Below are 14,730 nucleotides of genomic sequence, written 5' to 3'. Positions count from 1 at the left end.
GGAGGTGCTCCGATCTGTAGCGGTGACTACAGAAGGACGCTACCAGAGATCTGTATTCGGTGTTATAGAATCGGCGCATGGCAGCGTTGGGGCGACCACGTGGATTCGACCGCACCGTCGCACTCGAGGATGCGCTGCAGGCGTTCTGGGAGCAGGGGTTCGAGTCGACCTCGATCGCCGATCTGACCCGCCGCCTGGGCATCAGACCGCCGAGCCTGTACGCGGCATTCGGCGACAAACGCGCCCTGTTTCTCGAGGTTCTGGACCTCTACTACGACCGCTTCGTCCGGTTCCTCGACCTGACGCTCGAGGCGCCGGGTGCCAGGCGGGACGCGATCGCCGCGATGCTGCTGGGCATCGCGCGGTTCTACTCGACGCCGGGACTGCCGAAGGGCTGCATGGTGAACACCATGGCGGTGCCGACCGGGGAACCTACGCTGCTCGCACGGCTCGCCGAGTTGCGGTCATCGGTGCAGGAACGCCTGCGACGCGAGATGCGCGCGGCGGCCGACGCCGGTGAGCTGCCACGAGACATGGACCCGGATGCGCTGGCCGCGGTGATCTGGACCACCGTGCTGGGCATGTCCATGCGGTCCCGCGACGGCGCCGACCGGAACGAGCTCGAGGCGACCGCGCGGTCGATCATGACGATCTGGCCCCCGCCTGATGACTGCTGACTCCGCCAGGAGCGGCCGCGACCAGGGCGGCGAGCCGGGGCCGCTCATGTCGTGGTTGCCGAGGTGGTGGAGCACCGGTCCGGGAAGGTCGAGCAGGTCGCGGGCCGGCTCGTAGTCAGCGGATCAGCAGCCACAGAAGACCGCCGAAGCAACTGACGAGCATCAGGGCCGCGGCCAGGAAGAGCTGGCCGCAGCCTCGGTAGTCGGACTCGCCCCACTCGCTCATGACGTGAGGCCGGCCGCCACGGCGTTGTCCCACTGGTCGTCGACGTGGACCACGTGGTGGCCGGCGCGCAGCAGCAGGCTGGCGCCCGCGGCGGCCCAGGTAGGCCGCGCCGGTGACCCGGGCCAGGGCCAGACCGCCGGACACGTAGTCGTTGTGCAGGTGGGTCTCGGCGACGTGGGTGATGCGTACGCCCAGCCGGCCCGCGGCCGCGAGCACCCGGTCGATGTCGCGCTGGGGGTCGATCACGACCGCGACGTCACCGTGATGCAGCAGGTACGTCCGGTCGCCCAGGGACGAGGTCTCCACCACGGTCACGTTCATGAGGCCGCCGTGGGTTCGGGCTGCGCGATGCCCGCGAACGGCACGGACGTCAGGGTCTCGGTTCTGTCCGGATGGCGCCAGAGACCGCGGCGGGTCAGTTCGGGGAGCACACCCTCGCCGAACCAGTACGCCTCCTCGAGATGCGGGTAGCCGGAGAGGATGAACTCGTCGATGCCGAGCGCCGCGTACTCCTTAATCCGGTCGGCGACCTCGGTGTGGCTGCCGACCAGGGCGGTTCCCGCGCCGCCGCGGACCAGGCCGACGCCGGCCCACAGGTTCGGCGAGACCAGCAGGCCGTCGCGGGAGCCGCCGTGCAGGGCGAGCATGCGCTGTTGCCCGACCGACTCGCTGCGGCGCAGCCCGGCCTGCACCGCCGCGATCGCGTCCGGCGAGATGCCCTGGAGCAGGCGGTCGGCCTCGGCCCAGGCCTGCTCGGCGGTGTCCCGGGTGATCACGTGCAGGCGGATGCCGAAGCGCAGGTGGTCGCCGCCGAGGCCGCGGATCCAGGCCAGCTTCTCGGCCACCTGGGCCGGTGGTTCTCCCCACGTCAGATAAACGCCCGCATGATTCACGGCCACCGGGCCGGCGGCCGCCGAGGAACCGCCGAAGTAGATGGAAGGGATCGGGTCGGGTAGGCGGCTGAGCCGGGCGCCCTCGACGTGCAGGTGTTTGCCCTCGTGGGTGACGGTCTGGCCCTGCCACAGGGCCCGGATGATGCTGAGGAACTCGTCGGTGCGGGCGTACCGCTCGTCCTTGCTGAGGAAGTCGCCGTACGAGCGCTGCTCGGCCGCCTCGCCCCCGGTGACCACGTTGAGCAGGAGCCGCCCGCCGGACAGCCGCTGGAAGGTGGACGCCATCTGGGCGGCCAGGGTCGGCGAGATCAGGCCGGGGCGGAAGGCGACCAGGAACTTCAGGCGCTCGGTGACCTCGGTCAGCATGGCCGTGGCCAGCCACGCGTCCTCGCACCAGGCCCCGGTCGGCGTGAGCGCCCCGGTGAAGCCGAGCTGCTCGGCGCTGCGGGCGATCTGGCCGAGGTAACCGACGGTCAGCGGCCGGACGCCGCCGGCCGAACCGACCGGCGTGCCGTGGCCGCCGCCGACGATGTCCCGGCTGTCGCCGTTGGTCGGGAGAAACCAGTGGAAGTCCATACCTCACCCTACCCACAATCCCTATCTACTCGATAGGGTTAGTCAATGCTGACCGTACGGAATCGGCGCGGCCGCCCTGGCCGCCGCCTGCCGGGCCCTCGCCGGCGCCGACCGCAGCGGCGAGAACGCCCTGGTCAGCCTGTTCCGGTCGGCGCTGGCCGGGCTGCACCGGGTCGAGGAGCGTGGACCGCCTGATCAGCTGCCTGGCCTCACTCGGCTGAGATGGCGATGCCCAGCGCGCCGGCGAGAGCGCGGGACAACGCCGGCAGGTCGTCCGGGTGCACGATCGCGCCGGCCCAGCTCGTGATGCCGCCGACCCCGTCCAGCTCACAGTGCCGGAACCGGCAACCCGCCATCCGCGCCTGGTCGAACTGGGCCCCCGACAGGTCACAGTCGACGAAGGTCGCGCCGCGCAGGTCGGCCTGGCCGAAGTCGGCCCTGGACAGGTTGCACGTCTCGAAGGTCACCGCGGCGAAGCGGGTGAACCGCCAGTTGGCCAGGTCGATCTTGCAGTCGGTGAAGGTCGCGTCGATGACCACGCCGTCGTTCCAGGCCAGCCCGGTCAGTCGGGCGCCGGTCACCCGCACCCGCTCCATCGCGCTGCGTTTCGCCCGCAGGTTCGACAGGTCGGACGTCTCGACCAGGCAGTCGGCCATCCGCAACCGGTCGAGCTCCGACCCGGCGAGGCGCGCCTTGCGGAACCGGCACTGGAGGAACTCGACCCCCTCGGCCCGCACGCCGGAGAGGTCGCTCTCGTCGTAGGCGACCTGCTTGACCGTCTGCTCGTCGGCGAGATCGAGCTGGACGCCCTCGGCGAGCCGGAGATCGGCGGGCGCCTGGGGCCGTTTCGGCGGCCCCGGGCGTGGGGTACGGCGATTCACGCCGCCAGGTTAGCCGGTGGGACCCTTCGGGATGTCGCCGCGGAGGGTGATCCGGTGCATGACCCGGCGCTCGGTGCCGTAGTCGCGGTTGGCGTAGTGGGACGTGCTGCGGTTGTCCCACAGGGCCACGTCGCCGAGGCGCCAGCGGTGCCGGACGATGTGCTCGGGCTTGGTCAGGTGGGCGTAGAGCAGGTCGAGGATGGCGCGGCTCTCGAACTCGGACACACCGACGATGTGCGACGTGAAGCCCGGGTTGACGAAGATGCCCTTGCGGCCGGTCTCGGGATGCACCCGCACCACCGGATGCTCGACCGGGTCGAGCTTGGTGACGATCTCGCCGTCCCACTCGTTGCCCTGGCCGCCGCGGCGCTGGGCCAGGTAGTAGCCGAACTCGCGGGTGCCGTCGTGCACGGCGGTGAGCTGGTCGGCCAGCCGCCGCACGGGCGCGGCCAGCGAGTCGTAGGCCAGCTGGGAGTCGGCCCAGTTGGTGTCGCCGCCGGTCGGCGGGAGGATCACCGAGCGCAGGATCGAGCCGAGCGGCGGCCGCTTCATGAACGTGACGTCGGTGTGCCACACGTCGGCGAAGCCGTTGTCGGTGCTGTCCAGGGCGTACACCTCGGGGTGGGCCGCGTCGACGCCGCCGACCACCGGGTGCGAGGCGGTCAGCTCGCCGATCCGCCGGCCCAGGTCGACCTGGGCGTCGTCGTCCAGCTTCTGGTCGCGCAGGAACAGCACCTTGCGGTCGACCAGGGCGGCCCGCAGCGCCTTGACGTCGTCGTCGGACGCGGTCAGCAGGTCGAGCCCGTGGACGATCGCACCGAAGTGCGGGCTCAGCGGTTCGAGGTCGCTCATACCGAGGTTCCTTCCAGACGGGCGGCGGCACGCACGGCGTGGCCGATCTCGGATCGCAGGGCGGCATAGGCCGGCAGGCCGCGCAGTTCGTCCGGGGCGATCCCGCTGCGGGGCAGCTCGATCGGCAGGTCGAGGACGACCCGGCCGGGCCGGGCGCTGAGCACCACGACCCGGCTGCCCAGGAACACCGCCTCGTCCACGCTGTGGGTGACGAAGACGGACGTCCGGCCGGTGGCCCCGCTGACGTTGCGCAGATCTTCCTGGAGACGCTCGCGGGTGAGCGCGTCCAGCGCCGCGAACGGCTCGTCCAGCAGGAGCAGCGGGTTCTCCACCGCGATGGCCCGGGCGATCGCCACCCGCTGCTGCTGCCCGCCGGAGATCTCCCAGACCCGCCGGTGGGCCACGTCGTGCAGGCCGACCCTGGTCAACAGCTCGTCGACCTGGGAACTCCCGGAGGAGAGGCCGGCGTAGCGCAACGCCAGGGCGACGTTGCCGCCCACGGTCTTCCAGGGGAACAGCCGCGGCTGCTGGAACACGATCCCGGCCCCCCGCCCGGGCACCGGCGGCTTCCCGGCCGTCACCACGGTTCCCCGGGTCGGCTGCTCGAAGCCGGCGATCAGCCGCAGCAGCGTGCTCTTGCCGCAGCCCGACGCCCCGACCAGGACCAGGAACTCGCCCTCGGGCACGGTCAGGTCGACCGGGCCGACCGCGGTGACGTCGCCGTAGGAGTGCTCGACGCCGGTGATCGCGACGGCCGGGTCAGCCGAGGACATCGGGCAGCCCCTTCACGTACACGGCCTTCTGGACGGTTTCGAGCGTCGGCACCGCGTCGATCTTCTGCTGGTCCTTGAGGAACTGGGCCGCGCTGACCAGGTTGTCGGCCAGCTTGCCGACCTTGGCGTCGGTGCCCAGCCACTCGGCGCTCGCCAGGTAGGCCGGCTTGAGGTAGACGCCCTGGCTGAGCTGCTTCTGCGCCTCCTCGGGGCTGAGGTTGAGCTCGGCCCCGATCGACTTCGACGCGGCCGCCGGGTCACTCCCGATCAGGTTCAGCGCCTGCGCCTCGGCCTTGCGCCACGCGTCCACCGCCTCCGGGTGGGCCTGGATGAACGCGGTCGACACCACGCCCAGGTCGAGCGTCGGCTTGCCCGCGGTGGCGAGCTGGCGGCTGCTGATCAGGACCTTGCCGGTCTTCTTGAGCTCGTCCAGGGACGGCAGCCACGAGTACGCCGCGTCGATGTCGCCCCGGGTCCAGGCGGCCAGGATGTCCTGCGGCTCCAGGTCGACGATCGTGAGCTCGGACTCCTTGACCCCGGCCTGGTCGAGCGCGGCGAGCAGGCTGTAGTGCGAGGTCGAGGCGAACGGCGTGGCCACCTTCTTGCCGCGCAGCCCGGCGACGTCGGTGACGCCGCTGCCGTTGCGGGCGACCAGCGCCTCGTTGTCGCCCGCAACGTCGAGGACGAAGGCCACCTGGTACGGGATGTTCAACGGGGCGGACAGCCCGCGGGCGACCGGGCTGGACCCGATCGCGGCGATGTCCACGCTGCCGGCCACGAACGCCGTGTTGATGCTGGCCCCGGAGTCGAACTTGGTCCAGGTGATCTTGTAATCGGGCAGTGCCTTCTCGAGCAGCCCCTGGTTCTTCACGACCAGGTCACCGCTGGGGAAGGCCTGGTAGGCGATCCGGATGGTCTTCGCGTCGGCGGCCGGGCCGCCACTGGCGGCGCCGTTGCCGCAGGCGGCCAGGAACAGGACCGTCAGAAGAGCGAGGGCTTTACGCACGGGAGGTTCCGTTTCTATGCACGGCCCCGCCACGGGATCAGCCGGTTCTCGGCCGTCCGCAGCAGGGCGTCGATCAGCAGGCCGGAGAGGCCGATGGCGAAGAGGCCGAGGACGACCACGTCGGTCTGTGAGTAACGCTGGGCGTCGCGGACCATGCCGCCGATGCCGGGGATGCCGTTGATGGTCTCGGCCGCGACCACCGACGAGTACGCGATGCCGACCGCCAGCCGGATGCCGGTGAAGATCTCGGGCAGGGCGCTGGGCAGCACCACGTCCCGGATCACCTGCCCCCGGCCGGCGCCCAGCGCCCGGGCCGCCTCGACCAGGCCGGTCGGCGCCGAGTAGACCGCCGAGGCGGTCGCCACCGCCACCGGCGGCATGGCGGCGATCGCCAGCAGCCACAGCTTGGGCGTCTCGTCGATGCCGAACCAGATGATGAAGAGGCTGAAGTACGCCAGCGGCGGCAGCGCCCGGACGAAGGTGACCACCGGCTCGGCGACCACCCGGATCCAGCTGACCGTGCCCATCACCACCCCGGCGACCAGGCCGGCCCCGACGCCGACGACCGAGCCGATCAGGATCCGGCGCAGGCTGACCCCGAGGTGCTCGATCAGCAGGTGACCGCTGTAGCCGCGGACGCCGTCATGGACGGTCGAGGTCTCGATCAGCTGGTGCCAGACGGCCGCGGGCGCCGGGATGAACGTCGGGTTCCGCATGACCCGCGCGGTGATCTCCCACAGGGCATAGAGGACGGCCAGCGACAGCAGTCGCAACAGCACGCGGCGTCGCCGGCCACCGCGCGGGGCCAGGGCGCCGGGTCGGGGCCCGGTGTCGGCCGGCGCGGGCGCCGTGAGGGTGGTGGTCACCCCCAATTCCTATGTTGCCGATGGACTTAATGGCAATGGGCTACACAGGTCTGTAACACATGTCAGCGCGAGCTGACCTCGACCGAGCCGCCGGTGACCCGGGTCCGCAGCAACGGCTGGTCGTTCGCGGCCGGCCCGTGCACCACCTTGCCGTCGATCAGCCGGAACGTGCTGCCGTGCCACGGGCAGACCACGCAGGCGTCGCGGGCCTGGCCACGCACCTCGCCGTCGCCCAGCGGACCGGTCTCGTGGCTGCACCGCTCGATCATCGCGGTGACCCGGTCGCCCAGCCGGTAGACGAGCAGGGGCACGTCGGCCACCGTCCGGACCACCGGCTTGCCGTCCGGCAGGTCGGCCAGGGAGCCGATCACGGTCCACTCCTCGGGCACCCGGATGGTCTCCGGCGCGGCCTGGTTGGTGCCGCCGGCCTGCGCGTACGCCAGGTGGCCGCCGAGGTAGGCGCCGAGGCCGGCGGTGGACAGCCCGGCGTACCCGAGGAGTTTGCCCAGCCCCGCACGGCCCCGGAGGCGCGCGACCAGCGACCCGGCGTAGAGCCCGAGCGCGACGCTGTTGACCGCCGCGTGCACCAGTCCGACGCGGCGGCGCTCCGGGCCCATCTGCGACCAGTCCTGCAGCCCGGCCGCCATGGCCGGCGCCGAGCCCGCCAGCCCGGCCGCGATCAGCGTCGTGGCCGCCCGCCCGCTCCCCCGGCCCGGCAGCAGGTCGAGCAGGGCGGCCGACGCGAACGAGCCGATCGGGAACTGCACCAGCACCGGATGCAGCGGATGGCCCAGCCAGGCGCCGTGCAGGAAATCCTTCAGACGCTGCGGCTTCGTCGCGGCCGTGACCGCGCTCTGCAGCTTGTCACCGGGAGCGTCCAGGAACCGGGCTTCTTCCACGCGGCGGAGGATCTGCATGACAACACGCATTCCCCCGATGCGCCGCCCCAATCGTGCCGGGGACTAATGTCGGCTCGTGATCAGATCGGTCCTGGCCGGCGTCACCGCGCTGGCCCTGCTGACCGCCTGCTCCCCGGCCGGTGGCCGGGAGCAGGCCGCGGATGAGGTCGCCGAGCGGCTGTACGCCGCGCTCGGCGCGAGTGACGGCCGCGCCGCCTGTGACCTGCTGGCCCCGGACACCGCGGCGTCGGTCGCGGACGATCAGCCGTGCGCCGAGGCGATCCTGGACGAAGATCTCCCCGATCAGCCGGGCCGGGTCACCCGCACCGCGGTGTACGGCCAGCAGGCGCAGGTCAAGCTCGCCGGCGACACCGTGTTCCTGGCCGCCTTCCCCGGTGGCTGGCGGGTCGTCGCCGCCGGGTGCACCGCGCGCGGCGGTGGCCGGCCCTACGACTGCGAGCTGGAGGGGTGACGCGATGCGGGCGTTGTTCGTGCTGACTCTCGTGGTCGTCGTGGTCGGACTGGTGTACTTCACCGCGCTGGGGGTGCTGCACCGATGAGGCGGCGGCTGCGGGACAACTCGCTCGGGCTGGTCTTCGGCGGCCTGTTCCTGGTCGTGCTCGGTCTGCAGGCGCTGGCCGGGCACGCCGACTTCAACCAGCGGCAGCTCACCGAGGGCCTGCCACCGATCAGCCTGGGCCGTTACGTGACCTCGGCCAGCTTCGGCGCCGACGTGGCCGAGAACTGGCAGTCCGAATACCTCCAGTTCTTCCTCTACGTGGTGCTGACCGTGTTCCTGATCCAGAAGGGGTCGCCCGAGTCCAAGGCGCCCGGCCAGTCCGGCCTCGAGTCGGACAAGGAGCAGAAGATCGGCGCGTACGCCGAGGAGCAGTCGCCGCGCTGGGCCCGCACCGGCGGCTGGCGCACCCGGCTCTACAGCAACTCGCTCGGCTTCGCGATGGGTGTGATCTTCCTGGGCTCGTGGCTGGCCCAGTCGATCGCCGGGGCGGCCGCCTTCAACGAGGAGCGCCTCGGTGACCAGCACGACCCGGTCTCGTGGGCGCGCTACCTGACCGAACCGGACTTCTGGAACCGCACGCTGCAGAACTGGCAGTCCGAGCTGCTCGCGGTCGCCTCCTTCGCCATCCTGGCGATCTACCTGCGCCAGCGCGGCTCTCCCGAGTCGAAGCCGGTCGGCACCCCGCACACCGCTACCGGGATCGAAGGATAGAACGGCGTTTAAGGGGCACGCGCGCGGGCACCCGGCAGTGCGTGGTAGATCTCCGCATCGCCGCAGCCCGGGATGACGACCTCGATCTCGCCGCGGCAGAATATGCCGCCGGCGAGCGTCCGGCCCGTCGCGACGACTTCATCCACTACTGCCTGCCCTTCGCCGACCGGCTCGCGCACCGCTACGCCGGGCGCGGCGAGCCGCTCGACGACCTCGAACAGGTGTCGCGGATGGCGCTGGTCAAGGCCATCGACCGGTACGAGCCGGACCGCGGGTCGTTCACCGCGTACGCCGCCCTCACCATGCACGGCGAGCTCAAGAAGCACTTCCGCGACCGGACCTGGGGCGTGCACGTCACCCGCCGGGTCCAGGATCTCGGCTTGGCCGTCGGCCGGGCCGTCCGCGACCTGACCGGCGAGCTGTTCCGGCCGCCCACCACGGCCGAGATCGCCGACCGGGTCGGTGCGACCGTGGCCGCGGTCGACGAGGCGCTCCTCTCGTCCGCCGGGCACACCACCGCCTCGCTCAACGCCCCGATCCGGGAGGGCGAGGGGGACGAGCTGGGCGACCTGTACGGCGGCGCCGACCCGGATCTCGCGTCGGCCGACGACCGGCTGACGCTGGCCGTCCTCCTCCGTCGCCTGCCCGCCCGCGAGCAGCGCATGCTCGCCCTGCGCTTCCACGGCAACCGCACCCAGCAGGAGATCGCCGCCGAGTTCGGGGTCTCCCAGATGCACGTGTCGCGGCTGCTCGCCCGGGCCCTGACCTGGCTACGGGAGTCGATGCTGAGCGACGCGGCCCCGACCTGGCCGGGTGTCGAGGGGACGGCGTGGGACCTCACGGTCCGGCGGGCCGCCGGGGTGCCGACCGTGCGGGTGCGGGGCGAGGTCGACCGGGACACCGCCGGGTCGCTCCGGACCTGCCTGATCCAGGTCGTCGGCGCGGCCGGGCGGGGCGACACCGTTGTGCTCGACCTGACCGGGGTGCCGCTGATGGACGCGGCCGGCGTGGCGGTGCTGGCCGACGCCGCCCGGGCCGCCGGGATGGCCGGGGTGGACCTGCGGCTCGCCGGCGTGCAGCCGACGGTGCGAGCAGTGCTCGACGCCCTCAGGTCCGCATTGCGCTGAACGGCCGCCGCGGCCCGTTCAGAAGACCAGGCAGAACGGGTGACCGGCCGGGTCGGCGTACACCCGGAATCCTCGGTCGGGGGTGTCGTCGAGCAGCGTCGCGCCCAGGGCGAGCACCCGCTCCTGAGCCGCCTCGACGTCGTCGACCCGGATGTCGAGGTGCAGCTGCTGCGGGTGGTCCGGGTCGGGCCAGCTCGGCGGCACCCACTTCTCGGCGCGCTGGAACGCCAGCTGCCGGGCGCCCGGCTCGACGCCGATCACCACCCAGTCGGGGCTGTCCTCGTTGACCCGCATGCCGAGCACCGCGGCGTAGAAGGCGGCCAGCTCACGAGGGTCGGGGCAATCAATGACGGTCTTCTCCAGCACAGCCATCGTCCGTGCATACCCGGCTCGGGACGGGGTATGTCACCGACATGGCTGGAAAGACGAAGAGCAACGAACTGGACGCGGCCGAACGGAACGCGATGCCGGACAGCACCTTCGCGTTCCCGCGGGTTCGCAAGGAGCCGCTCAACGACGCCCGGCACGTCCGGAACGCCATCGCGCGGTTCGATCAGGTCCGCGACGTGAGTGACGCCGAGCGCGAGGAAGCGTTCCGCCGGATCAAGCGGGCGGCCAAGAAGCACGGCGTCGAGATGACCGAGACGCGCTGGCAGGACCTCGGCAAGCCGAGCGCCGGCTAGTCGGCCGTACGCCGCACGGCCACCACCCCGGCCAGGCCGGCCACCTCGTCGGTCAGGGCGGGGAAGGTGGCCGTGTTCGACAGGTCCACATCGAAGTAGTACGGCAGCGTGGCGACCGCTTCGTCGGGCACCGGCCCGCCGCCGCAGTAGGTCTCCCGGAACCCGGACGAGCTCGGCTCCCAGACCAGCTCGCCCAGGCTGCCGGCGCGGCTGCGGAAGATCGCCGCGTCGATCAGCGCCCGCTCCTGCGGGGTGGACGTGTTGCTCACGAAGATCTTCACGTGGGTGCTGTCCCGGGCCTCGGCCGGCAGCCCGCTGGGTTCGCACGGCGGGACACCGGCCATCCGCAGCCCCCACGGCAGCACGGCGGCGAGCAGCGCGACCAGGGCCACCGCCCCGACGACGCGCGGCCGGCGGGCCAGGAATCGGACGGTCGCGCGGACGGCCGGTTCGCGGGTCAGCGCGTACAGCAGGATCGCGCCGCAGATGATCGCGGCCAGGACGGCCGGGCCGAGCCCGAAGTAGTAGAAGCCGCCCCACCAGGGACCGTCCATCGGGGTCTCCTGACCGGGGGTCAGGGTGCTCGGCAGCATCAGGGCCACCGAGACCAGGGCGCCGACGGTGAGCGGGCCCCGGGCGGCGGGCCGGGCCCGGCGGTAGACCCACATGGTCAGCAGCAGGACGATCGCCGCGCCGCCGATCGCGCCGCCCCAGGCCGCCGCGGGCATCCACGACGGTTCCTGGCGCCACAGGTCGAAGGCGGCGGCGCCGGTCGAGTCGTACGCCGGGCGCCCGGTCCAGAAGTGGTCGGAGAAGCTCAGGACCAGGCCGGGGCGGGTGGCCCAGAACGTGGCGTCGTACGCGTTGCCGCCGTCGACCAGGGCCTCGGGGGTGGCCACGTCGTAGTCGTGCACCGTCCAGCCCGCCGCGGTGAGCCGCTGCCGGACGCCGGCGCTGTACGCCGCCACGTCCTGGGTCGCGGTGGTGTGCTTGACCCAGTAGCCGACCGAGCCGTAGCGGATGCCCTCACCGTCGCCGTACGGCTCGATGATCTTCGCGTTCCCGCCCCCGTAGACCTGAAGCCCCGGGAACGCCGTCTCCTTGAGCCGCCCGGCCGCCGCCCCGGAGGGCAGGTCAGGGGCGAACTCCCAGGCCAGGCGGCTGCCGGCGAAGGCGCCGACCCACGCCCCCGCCAGCATCACCAGCATCGCGACCACGATGATACGCAACCGTTTCGTCATCAGGTCGAAGACGATAACTCATCCTTGCAATTGCTCTCCGTCGGTGGCGCCGCCCGGCTCGGCCATCTTCCGGTGCATGGCCGCCTTGGCGCTGTCCGGCATCACCTTGGACGCCGTACCCTGCACCTTGGTCTTCACCGAGCCCGCGACCACCTTCTCCTTGCCCTTCCGCATCGCCTCGAAGCCCTGCTTGGCGACCAGCGCCGGGTCGTCCTTCGAGCCGGCGCCGACCGGGGTGTCGTCCATCTCGGCGCGGTGGAAGAAGTTGGTGTCGGTCGGCCCGGGCATCAGCGCGGTCACCGAGACGTCGGTGTCCCGCAGCTCGTCCCGCAACGCCTCGGCGAACGACTGCACGAACGACTTGGACGCGTTGTAGACCGCCTGGTAGGTGCCCGGCATCATGGACGCGATCGACGACGTGAACAGCACCTGGCCGCCGTGCTCCAGCATCTCCGGGAGCAGGCGCTTGGCCAGGTGGACGGTCGACGTCACGTTCACGTCGATGATGTTGATCTCTTCGATCAGGTCGGTCTCGCGGACGAAGTCGCCGCCGAGGCCGCGACCGGCGTTGAGCGCCAGGGCGTCCAGCCGCCGCCCGGTGCCGATCACCGCGCGATAGACCTCCTCACAACCCTCGTAGGTGGCCAGGTCGGCCTGCACGGCGGTCGCGCCCAGCTCGGCCGCCTTCTCGTGGATTCCCGCGTCCTCGGCCACGACGAGCAGGTCGTAGTCGTGCTGGGCGAACTGCTTGGCCAGCTCGTACCCGATGCCGCTGGACGCGCCGGTGATCACGGCGAACTCTCGTGTGTCTGGTGTTGTCATGCTGACTGCATCCCCCGCGCGGGCCATGATTAACGCGTCGGCGTCCGGGCATCCGCCAGACATGCGAGCACTCACCTGGCAAGGCACCGGCAAGGTCGCCGTCGAAACCGTCCCCGACCCGAAGATCCAGGAGCCGACCGACGCGGTCGTACGCATCACCTCCACGGCGATCTGCGGGTCCGACCTGCACCTGTACGACGTGCTCGGGATGTACCTGGACAAGGGTGATGTCCTCGGGCACGAGCCGATGGGCATCGTCGAGGAGGTCGGCGCCGGGGTCACCCACATCAAGCCCGGCGACCGGGTGGTGATCCCGTTCAACATCTCCTGCGGGCACTGCTGGATGTGCTCCCGCGGCTTCTACGCCCAGTGCGAGACCACCCAGGTCAAGGACCAGCACAAGGGCGCCTCGCTGTTCGGCTACACCAAGCTGTACGGGCAGGTGCCCGGCGGCCAGGCCGAGTACCTGCGGGTTCCGCAGGCGCAGTTCGGCCCGATCAAGGTGCCGGACGGGCACCCGGACGAGCGCTACCTGTTCCTCTCCGACGTGCTGACCACCTCGTGGCAGGCGGTCAAGTTCGCCGACGTCCAGCCGGGCGACACCGTGCTGGTCACCGGGCTCGGCCCGATCGGCCAGATGTGCGCCCGCATCGCCCGCCACCTGGGCGCCGGGCGGGTCATCGCGGTGGACAACGTCCGCGAGCGGATCACCATGGCCGAAAGGCACGGCATCGAGGTGCTGAACTTCGACTCGATCGACGACATCCCGGCCGCCGTGCTCGACCTCACCCACGGGCGCGGCGCCGACGGCGTGATCGAGGCGGTCGGCATGGAGGCGCACGGCACGCCGTTCCAGTCGGCCGCGATGAAGGCGGCCGGCCTGCTGCCGGACCCGCTGGCGCGCAAGGCCACCGAGACGTTCGGCGTCGACCGGATGGCCGCGCTGCGGACCGCTTTCGCGAGCGTACGGCGGGCCGGCACGATCTCGATCATCGGCGTCTACGGCGGTGAGGCCGACCCGTTCCCGATGATGGACCTGTTCGACAAGGGCGTGACCATGCGGATGGGTCAGGCCCACGTGAAGCGCTGGGTCGACGACATCATGCCGCTGCTGACCGGCGACGACGACCCGCTGGGCGTGGACGACCTGGTCACCCACCGGCTGCCGCTGGACGAGGCGCCGCACGCGTACGACATCTTCAAGAACAAGCAGGACGGCTGCATCAAGGTCGTGCTCAAGCCGTGACGGCGAGCGTCGCCCAGACCACCTTGCCGCCCTCGGTGGGCAGCCAGCCCCAGCTGTGCGCCATGGCCTGAATCAGCAGCAGACCACGGCCGCGCACGGCACGCGGGTCGTCCGACGGCACCGGCGGCTCGGACGAGCCGTCCTCGACGGCCATCATCAGGAAGTTCGGACGCAGGGTCAGACGCAACGTCGCCATCGTGTTCGCATGATCGGCGACGTTGCTGACCATCTCGTCCACGATCAGGCTGGCCGGGCCGACCAGGCCGGGCAGCTCCCAGCGGAGGCAGGCCTCAGTGGCGAGGCCGCGCGCCTCCCGCACCGCGCCCGCGATCGGCAGCAGCTGATCAGAGATCGAGGGCAGGCTGTGCCGATAGTCGTCCACCTGGGCCGCCGCCCTCTCGATGGTCGGGAACACCGGGAGCCGGCGGTACGCCGGCCGGGCCAGCATCGCGCCGACCAGCGCCGCCGGAGCACACAGCAGCACCGGGATGCCGGGCCAGCGGGCGGCCTGCCGGGACACCGCGGCGAGCACCGTCAGCGCCAGCGGTTCCGCCACGGTCAGCTCGGACAACTCCACGAACAGGGCGTGCGGCTGCTCGGCCAGGCACTTGAACAGGCGCAGCCGCAACGAGCCCACGTCGGACATGGTCAGCGAGCCGCTCAGCGCGACCTGAAGACCGGCCTCGTGGTCCGTGACCACGCAGGTGACCGCCATATGTGCCCGCCTTCCC

General features: G+C 71.5%; 18 protein-coding genes. 6 read left to right on the top strand and 12 right to left on the bottom strand.

Annotated features, from left to right (window positions below; genetic code table 11):
* Nucleotides 1-77 precede the first annotated feature (77 nt).
* A complete protein-coding gene (locus tag AB0M54_RS13665) occupies nt 78-677 on the top strand; it encodes a TetR/AcrR family transcriptional regulator (protein WP_364317417.1) in 600 nt (199 codons plus the stop codon).
* A 115-nt stretch (nt 678-792) separates the two neighbouring features.
* Here AB0M54_RS13665 and AB0M54_RS13660 read toward each other — a convergent pair whose 3' ends face one another.
* The 8 genes from AB0M54_RS13660 to AB0M54_RS13625 all read right to left on the bottom strand — a co-directional run bounded on the left by AB0M54_RS13660 (nt 793) and on the right by AB0M54_RS13625 (nt 7,649).
* Nucleotides 793-1,224, bottom strand: a complete 432-nt coding sequence (locus AB0M54_RS13660) for an MBL fold metallo-hydrolase (protein ID WP_364471025.1) — start codon at nt 1,222-1,224, stop codon at nt 793-795.
* Nucleotides 1,221-2,372, bottom strand: a complete 1,152-nt coding sequence (locus AB0M54_RS13655; protein WP_364471023.1) for an LLM class flavin-dependent oxidoreductase — start codon at nt 2,370-2,372, stop codon at nt 1,221-1,223. The genes AB0M54_RS13660 and AB0M54_RS13655 overlap by 4 nt, the downstream gene beginning before the upstream one ends.
* Nucleotides 2,373-2,581: 209 nt before the next feature.
* Nucleotides 2,582-3,253 (bottom strand): pentapeptide repeat-containing protein, encoded by a 672-nt coding sequence (locus tag AB0M54_RS13650; protein ID WP_364317420.1) that lies wholly within the window; start codon nt 3,251-3,253, stop codon nt 2,582-2,584.
* Nucleotides 3,254-3,262: 9 nt separating this feature from the next.
* Nucleotides 3,263-4,105 (bottom strand): TauD/TfdA family dioxygenase, encoded by an 843-nt coding sequence (locus tag AB0M54_RS13645; protein WP_364471021.1) that lies wholly within the window; start codon nt 4,103-4,105, stop codon nt 3,263-3,265.
* Nucleotides 4,102-4,878, bottom strand: coding sequence for an ABC transporter ATP-binding protein (locus AB0M54_RS13640; protein ID WP_364471019.1), 777 nt, complete (start codon nt 4,876-4,878; stop codon nt 4,102-4,104). The genes AB0M54_RS13645 and AB0M54_RS13640 overlap by 4 nt, the downstream gene beginning before the upstream one ends.
* Nucleotides 4,865-5,884 carry an ABC transporter substrate-binding protein gene (locus AB0M54_RS13635; protein ID WP_364471017.1) on the bottom strand — a complete coding sequence of 340 codons (1,020 nt, stop codon included), beginning with the start codon at nt 5,882-5,884 and terminating at the stop codon, nt 4,865-4,867. Before AB0M54_RS13635 ends, AB0M54_RS13640 begins: the two co-directional genes overlap by 14 nt.
* Nucleotides 5,885-5,898: 14 nt before the next feature.
* Nucleotides 5,899-6,750, bottom strand: coding sequence for an ABC transporter permease (locus AB0M54_RS13630; RefSeq protein WP_364471015.1), 852 nt, complete (start codon nt 6,748-6,750; stop codon nt 5,899-5,901).
* Between the two features lie 62 nt (nt 6,751-6,812).
* The gene (locus tag AB0M54_RS13625) at nt 6,813-7,649 is read right to left on the bottom strand and encodes a Rieske 2Fe-2S domain-containing protein (protein ID WP_364471013.1); all 837 of its coding nucleotides are present in this window, start codon (nt 7,647-7,649) and stop codon (nt 6,813-6,815) included.
* Between the two features lie 76 nt (nt 7,650-7,725).
* Here AB0M54_RS13625 and AB0M54_RS13620 point away from each other — a divergent pair, with 76 nt between their 5' ends.
* The 3 genes from AB0M54_RS13620 (at nt 7,726) to AB0M54_RS13610 (ending at nt 10,007) form a co-directional block, all read left to right on the top strand.
* Nucleotides 7,726-8,121 carry a hypothetical protein gene (locus tag AB0M54_RS13620; RefSeq protein WP_364471011.1) on the top strand — a complete coding sequence of 132 codons (396 nt, stop codon included), beginning with the start codon at nt 7,726-7,728 and terminating at the stop codon, nt 8,119-8,121.
* 84 nt (nt 8,122-8,205) lie between these two features.
* On the top strand, nt 8,206-8,880 hold the full coding sequence (locus AB0M54_RS13615; protein ID WP_364471009.1) for a DUF6766 family protein: 675 nt from the start codon (nt 8,206-8,208) through the stop codon (nt 8,878-8,880).
* Nucleotides 8,881-8,921: 41 nt separating this feature from the next.
* Nucleotides 8,922-10,007 (top strand): sigma-70 family RNA polymerase sigma factor, encoded by a 1,086-nt coding sequence (locus AB0M54_RS13610; RefSeq protein ID WP_364471007.1) that lies wholly within the window; start codon nt 8,922-8,924, stop codon nt 10,005-10,007.
* Nucleotides 10,008-10,025: 18 nt separating this feature from the next.
* On the opposite strand, the gene AB0M54_RS13605 is transcribed toward AB0M54_RS13610, so the two are convergent.
* Nucleotides 10,026-10,379, bottom strand: coding sequence for a VOC family protein (locus tag AB0M54_RS13605; protein ID WP_364317436.1), 354 nt, complete (start codon nt 10,377-10,379; stop codon nt 10,026-10,028).
* Between the two features lie 41 nt (nt 10,380-10,420).
* Here AB0M54_RS13605 and AB0M54_RS13600 point away from each other — a divergent pair, with 41 nt between their 5' ends.
* On the top strand, nt 10,421-10,690 hold the full coding sequence (locus AB0M54_RS13600) for a DUF6582 domain-containing protein (protein ID WP_364317437.1): 270 nt from the start codon (nt 10,421-10,423) through the stop codon (nt 10,688-10,690).
* On the opposite strand, the gene AB0M54_RS13595 is transcribed toward AB0M54_RS13600, so the two are convergent.
* Nucleotides 10,687-11,931 carry a hypothetical protein gene (locus AB0M54_RS13595; RefSeq protein WP_364471004.1) on the bottom strand — a complete coding sequence of 415 codons (1,245 nt, stop codon included), beginning with the start codon at nt 11,929-11,931 and terminating at the stop codon, nt 10,687-10,689. The two genes, AB0M54_RS13600 and AB0M54_RS13595, sit on opposite strands and share 4 nt — an antisense overlap.
* 18 nt (nt 11,932-11,949) lie before the next feature.
* Nucleotides 11,950-12,753: an SDR family NAD(P)-dependent oxidoreductase gene (locus AB0M54_RS13590; RefSeq protein WP_364317440.1), complete on the bottom strand. Its 804-nt coding sequence runs from the start codon at nt 12,751-12,753 to the stop codon at nt 11,950-11,952.
* A 61-nt stretch (nt 12,754-12,814) separates the two neighbouring features.
* Here AB0M54_RS13590 and AB0M54_RS13585 point away from each other — a divergent pair, with 61 nt between their 5' ends.
* Nucleotides 12,815-13,999, top strand: coding sequence for a zinc-dependent alcohol dehydrogenase (locus AB0M54_RS13585; protein ID WP_364471002.1), 1,185 nt, complete (start codon nt 12,815-12,817; stop codon nt 13,997-13,999).
* Here the strand turns inward: AB0M54_RS13585 and AB0M54_RS13580 are convergent.
* The gene (locus AB0M54_RS13580) at nt 13,989-14,714 is read right to left on the bottom strand and encodes an ATP-binding protein (protein ID WP_364317444.1); all 726 of its coding nucleotides are present in this window, start codon (nt 14,712-14,714) and stop codon (nt 13,989-13,991) included. The genes AB0M54_RS13585 and AB0M54_RS13580 overlap by 11 nt on opposite strands.
* Between the last annotated feature and the right edge of the window lie 16 nt (nt 14,715-14,730).

It is taken from the genome of Actinoplanes sp. NPDC051470 (genome assembly GCF_040682035.1).
Lineage (GTDB): Bacteria > Actinomycetota > Actinomycetes > Mycobacteriales > Micromonosporaceae > Actinoplanes.
This window is presented reverse-complemented; position numbering and strand designations above follow the sequence as displayed.

What these genes read in the sequence shown, in the direction of transcription:
- AB0M54_RS13590 (WP_364317440.1), bottom strand. Translation starts at nt 12,753, where the DNA reads ATGACAACACCAGACACACGAGAGTTCGCCGTGATCACCGGCGCGTCC.
- AB0M54_RS13640 (WP_364471019.1), bottom strand. Translation starts at nt 4,878, where the DNA reads ATGTCCTCGGCTGACCCGGCCGTCGCGATCACCGGCGTCGAGCACTCC.
- AB0M54_RS13595 (WP_364471004.1), bottom strand. Translation starts at nt 11,931, where the DNA reads ATGACGAAACGGTTGCGTATCATCGTGGTCGCGATGCTGGTGATGCTG.
- AB0M54_RS13665 (WP_364317417.1), top strand. Translation starts at nt 78, where the DNA reads ATGGCAGCGTTGGGGCGACCACGTGGATTCGACCGCACCGTCGCACTC.
- AB0M54_RS13645 (WP_364471021.1), bottom strand. Translation starts at nt 4,105, where the DNA reads ATGAGCGACCTCGAACCGCTGAGCCCGCACTTCGGTGCGATCGTCCAC.
- AB0M54_RS13585 (WP_364471002.1), top strand. Translation starts at nt 12,815, where the DNA reads ATGCGAGCACTCACCTGGCAAGGCACCGGCAAGGTCGCCGTCGAAACC.
- AB0M54_RS13615 (WP_364471009.1), top strand. Translation starts at nt 8,206, where the DNA reads ATGAGGCGGCGGCTGCGGGACAACTCGCTCGGGCTGGTCTTCGGCGGC.
- AB0M54_RS13580 (WP_364317444.1), bottom strand. Translation starts at nt 14,714, where the DNA reads ATGGCGGTCACCTGCGTGGTCACGGACCACGAGGCCGGTCTTCAGGTC.
- AB0M54_RS13605 (WP_364317436.1), bottom strand. Translation starts at nt 10,379, where the DNA reads ATGGCTGTGCTGGAGAAGACCGTCATTGATTGCCCCGACCCTCGTGAG.
- AB0M54_RS13600 (WP_364317437.1), top strand. Translation starts at nt 10,421, where the DNA reads ATGGCTGGAAAGACGAAGAGCAACGAACTGGACGCGGCCGAACGGAAC.
- AB0M54_RS13655 (WP_364471023.1), bottom strand. Translation starts at nt 2,372, where the DNA reads ATGGACTTCCACTGGTTTCTCCCGACCAACGGCGACAGCCGGGACATC.
- AB0M54_RS13660 (WP_364471025.1), bottom strand. Translation starts at nt 1,224, where the DNA reads ATGAACGTGACCGTGGTGGAGACCTCGTCCCTGGGCGACCGGACGTAC.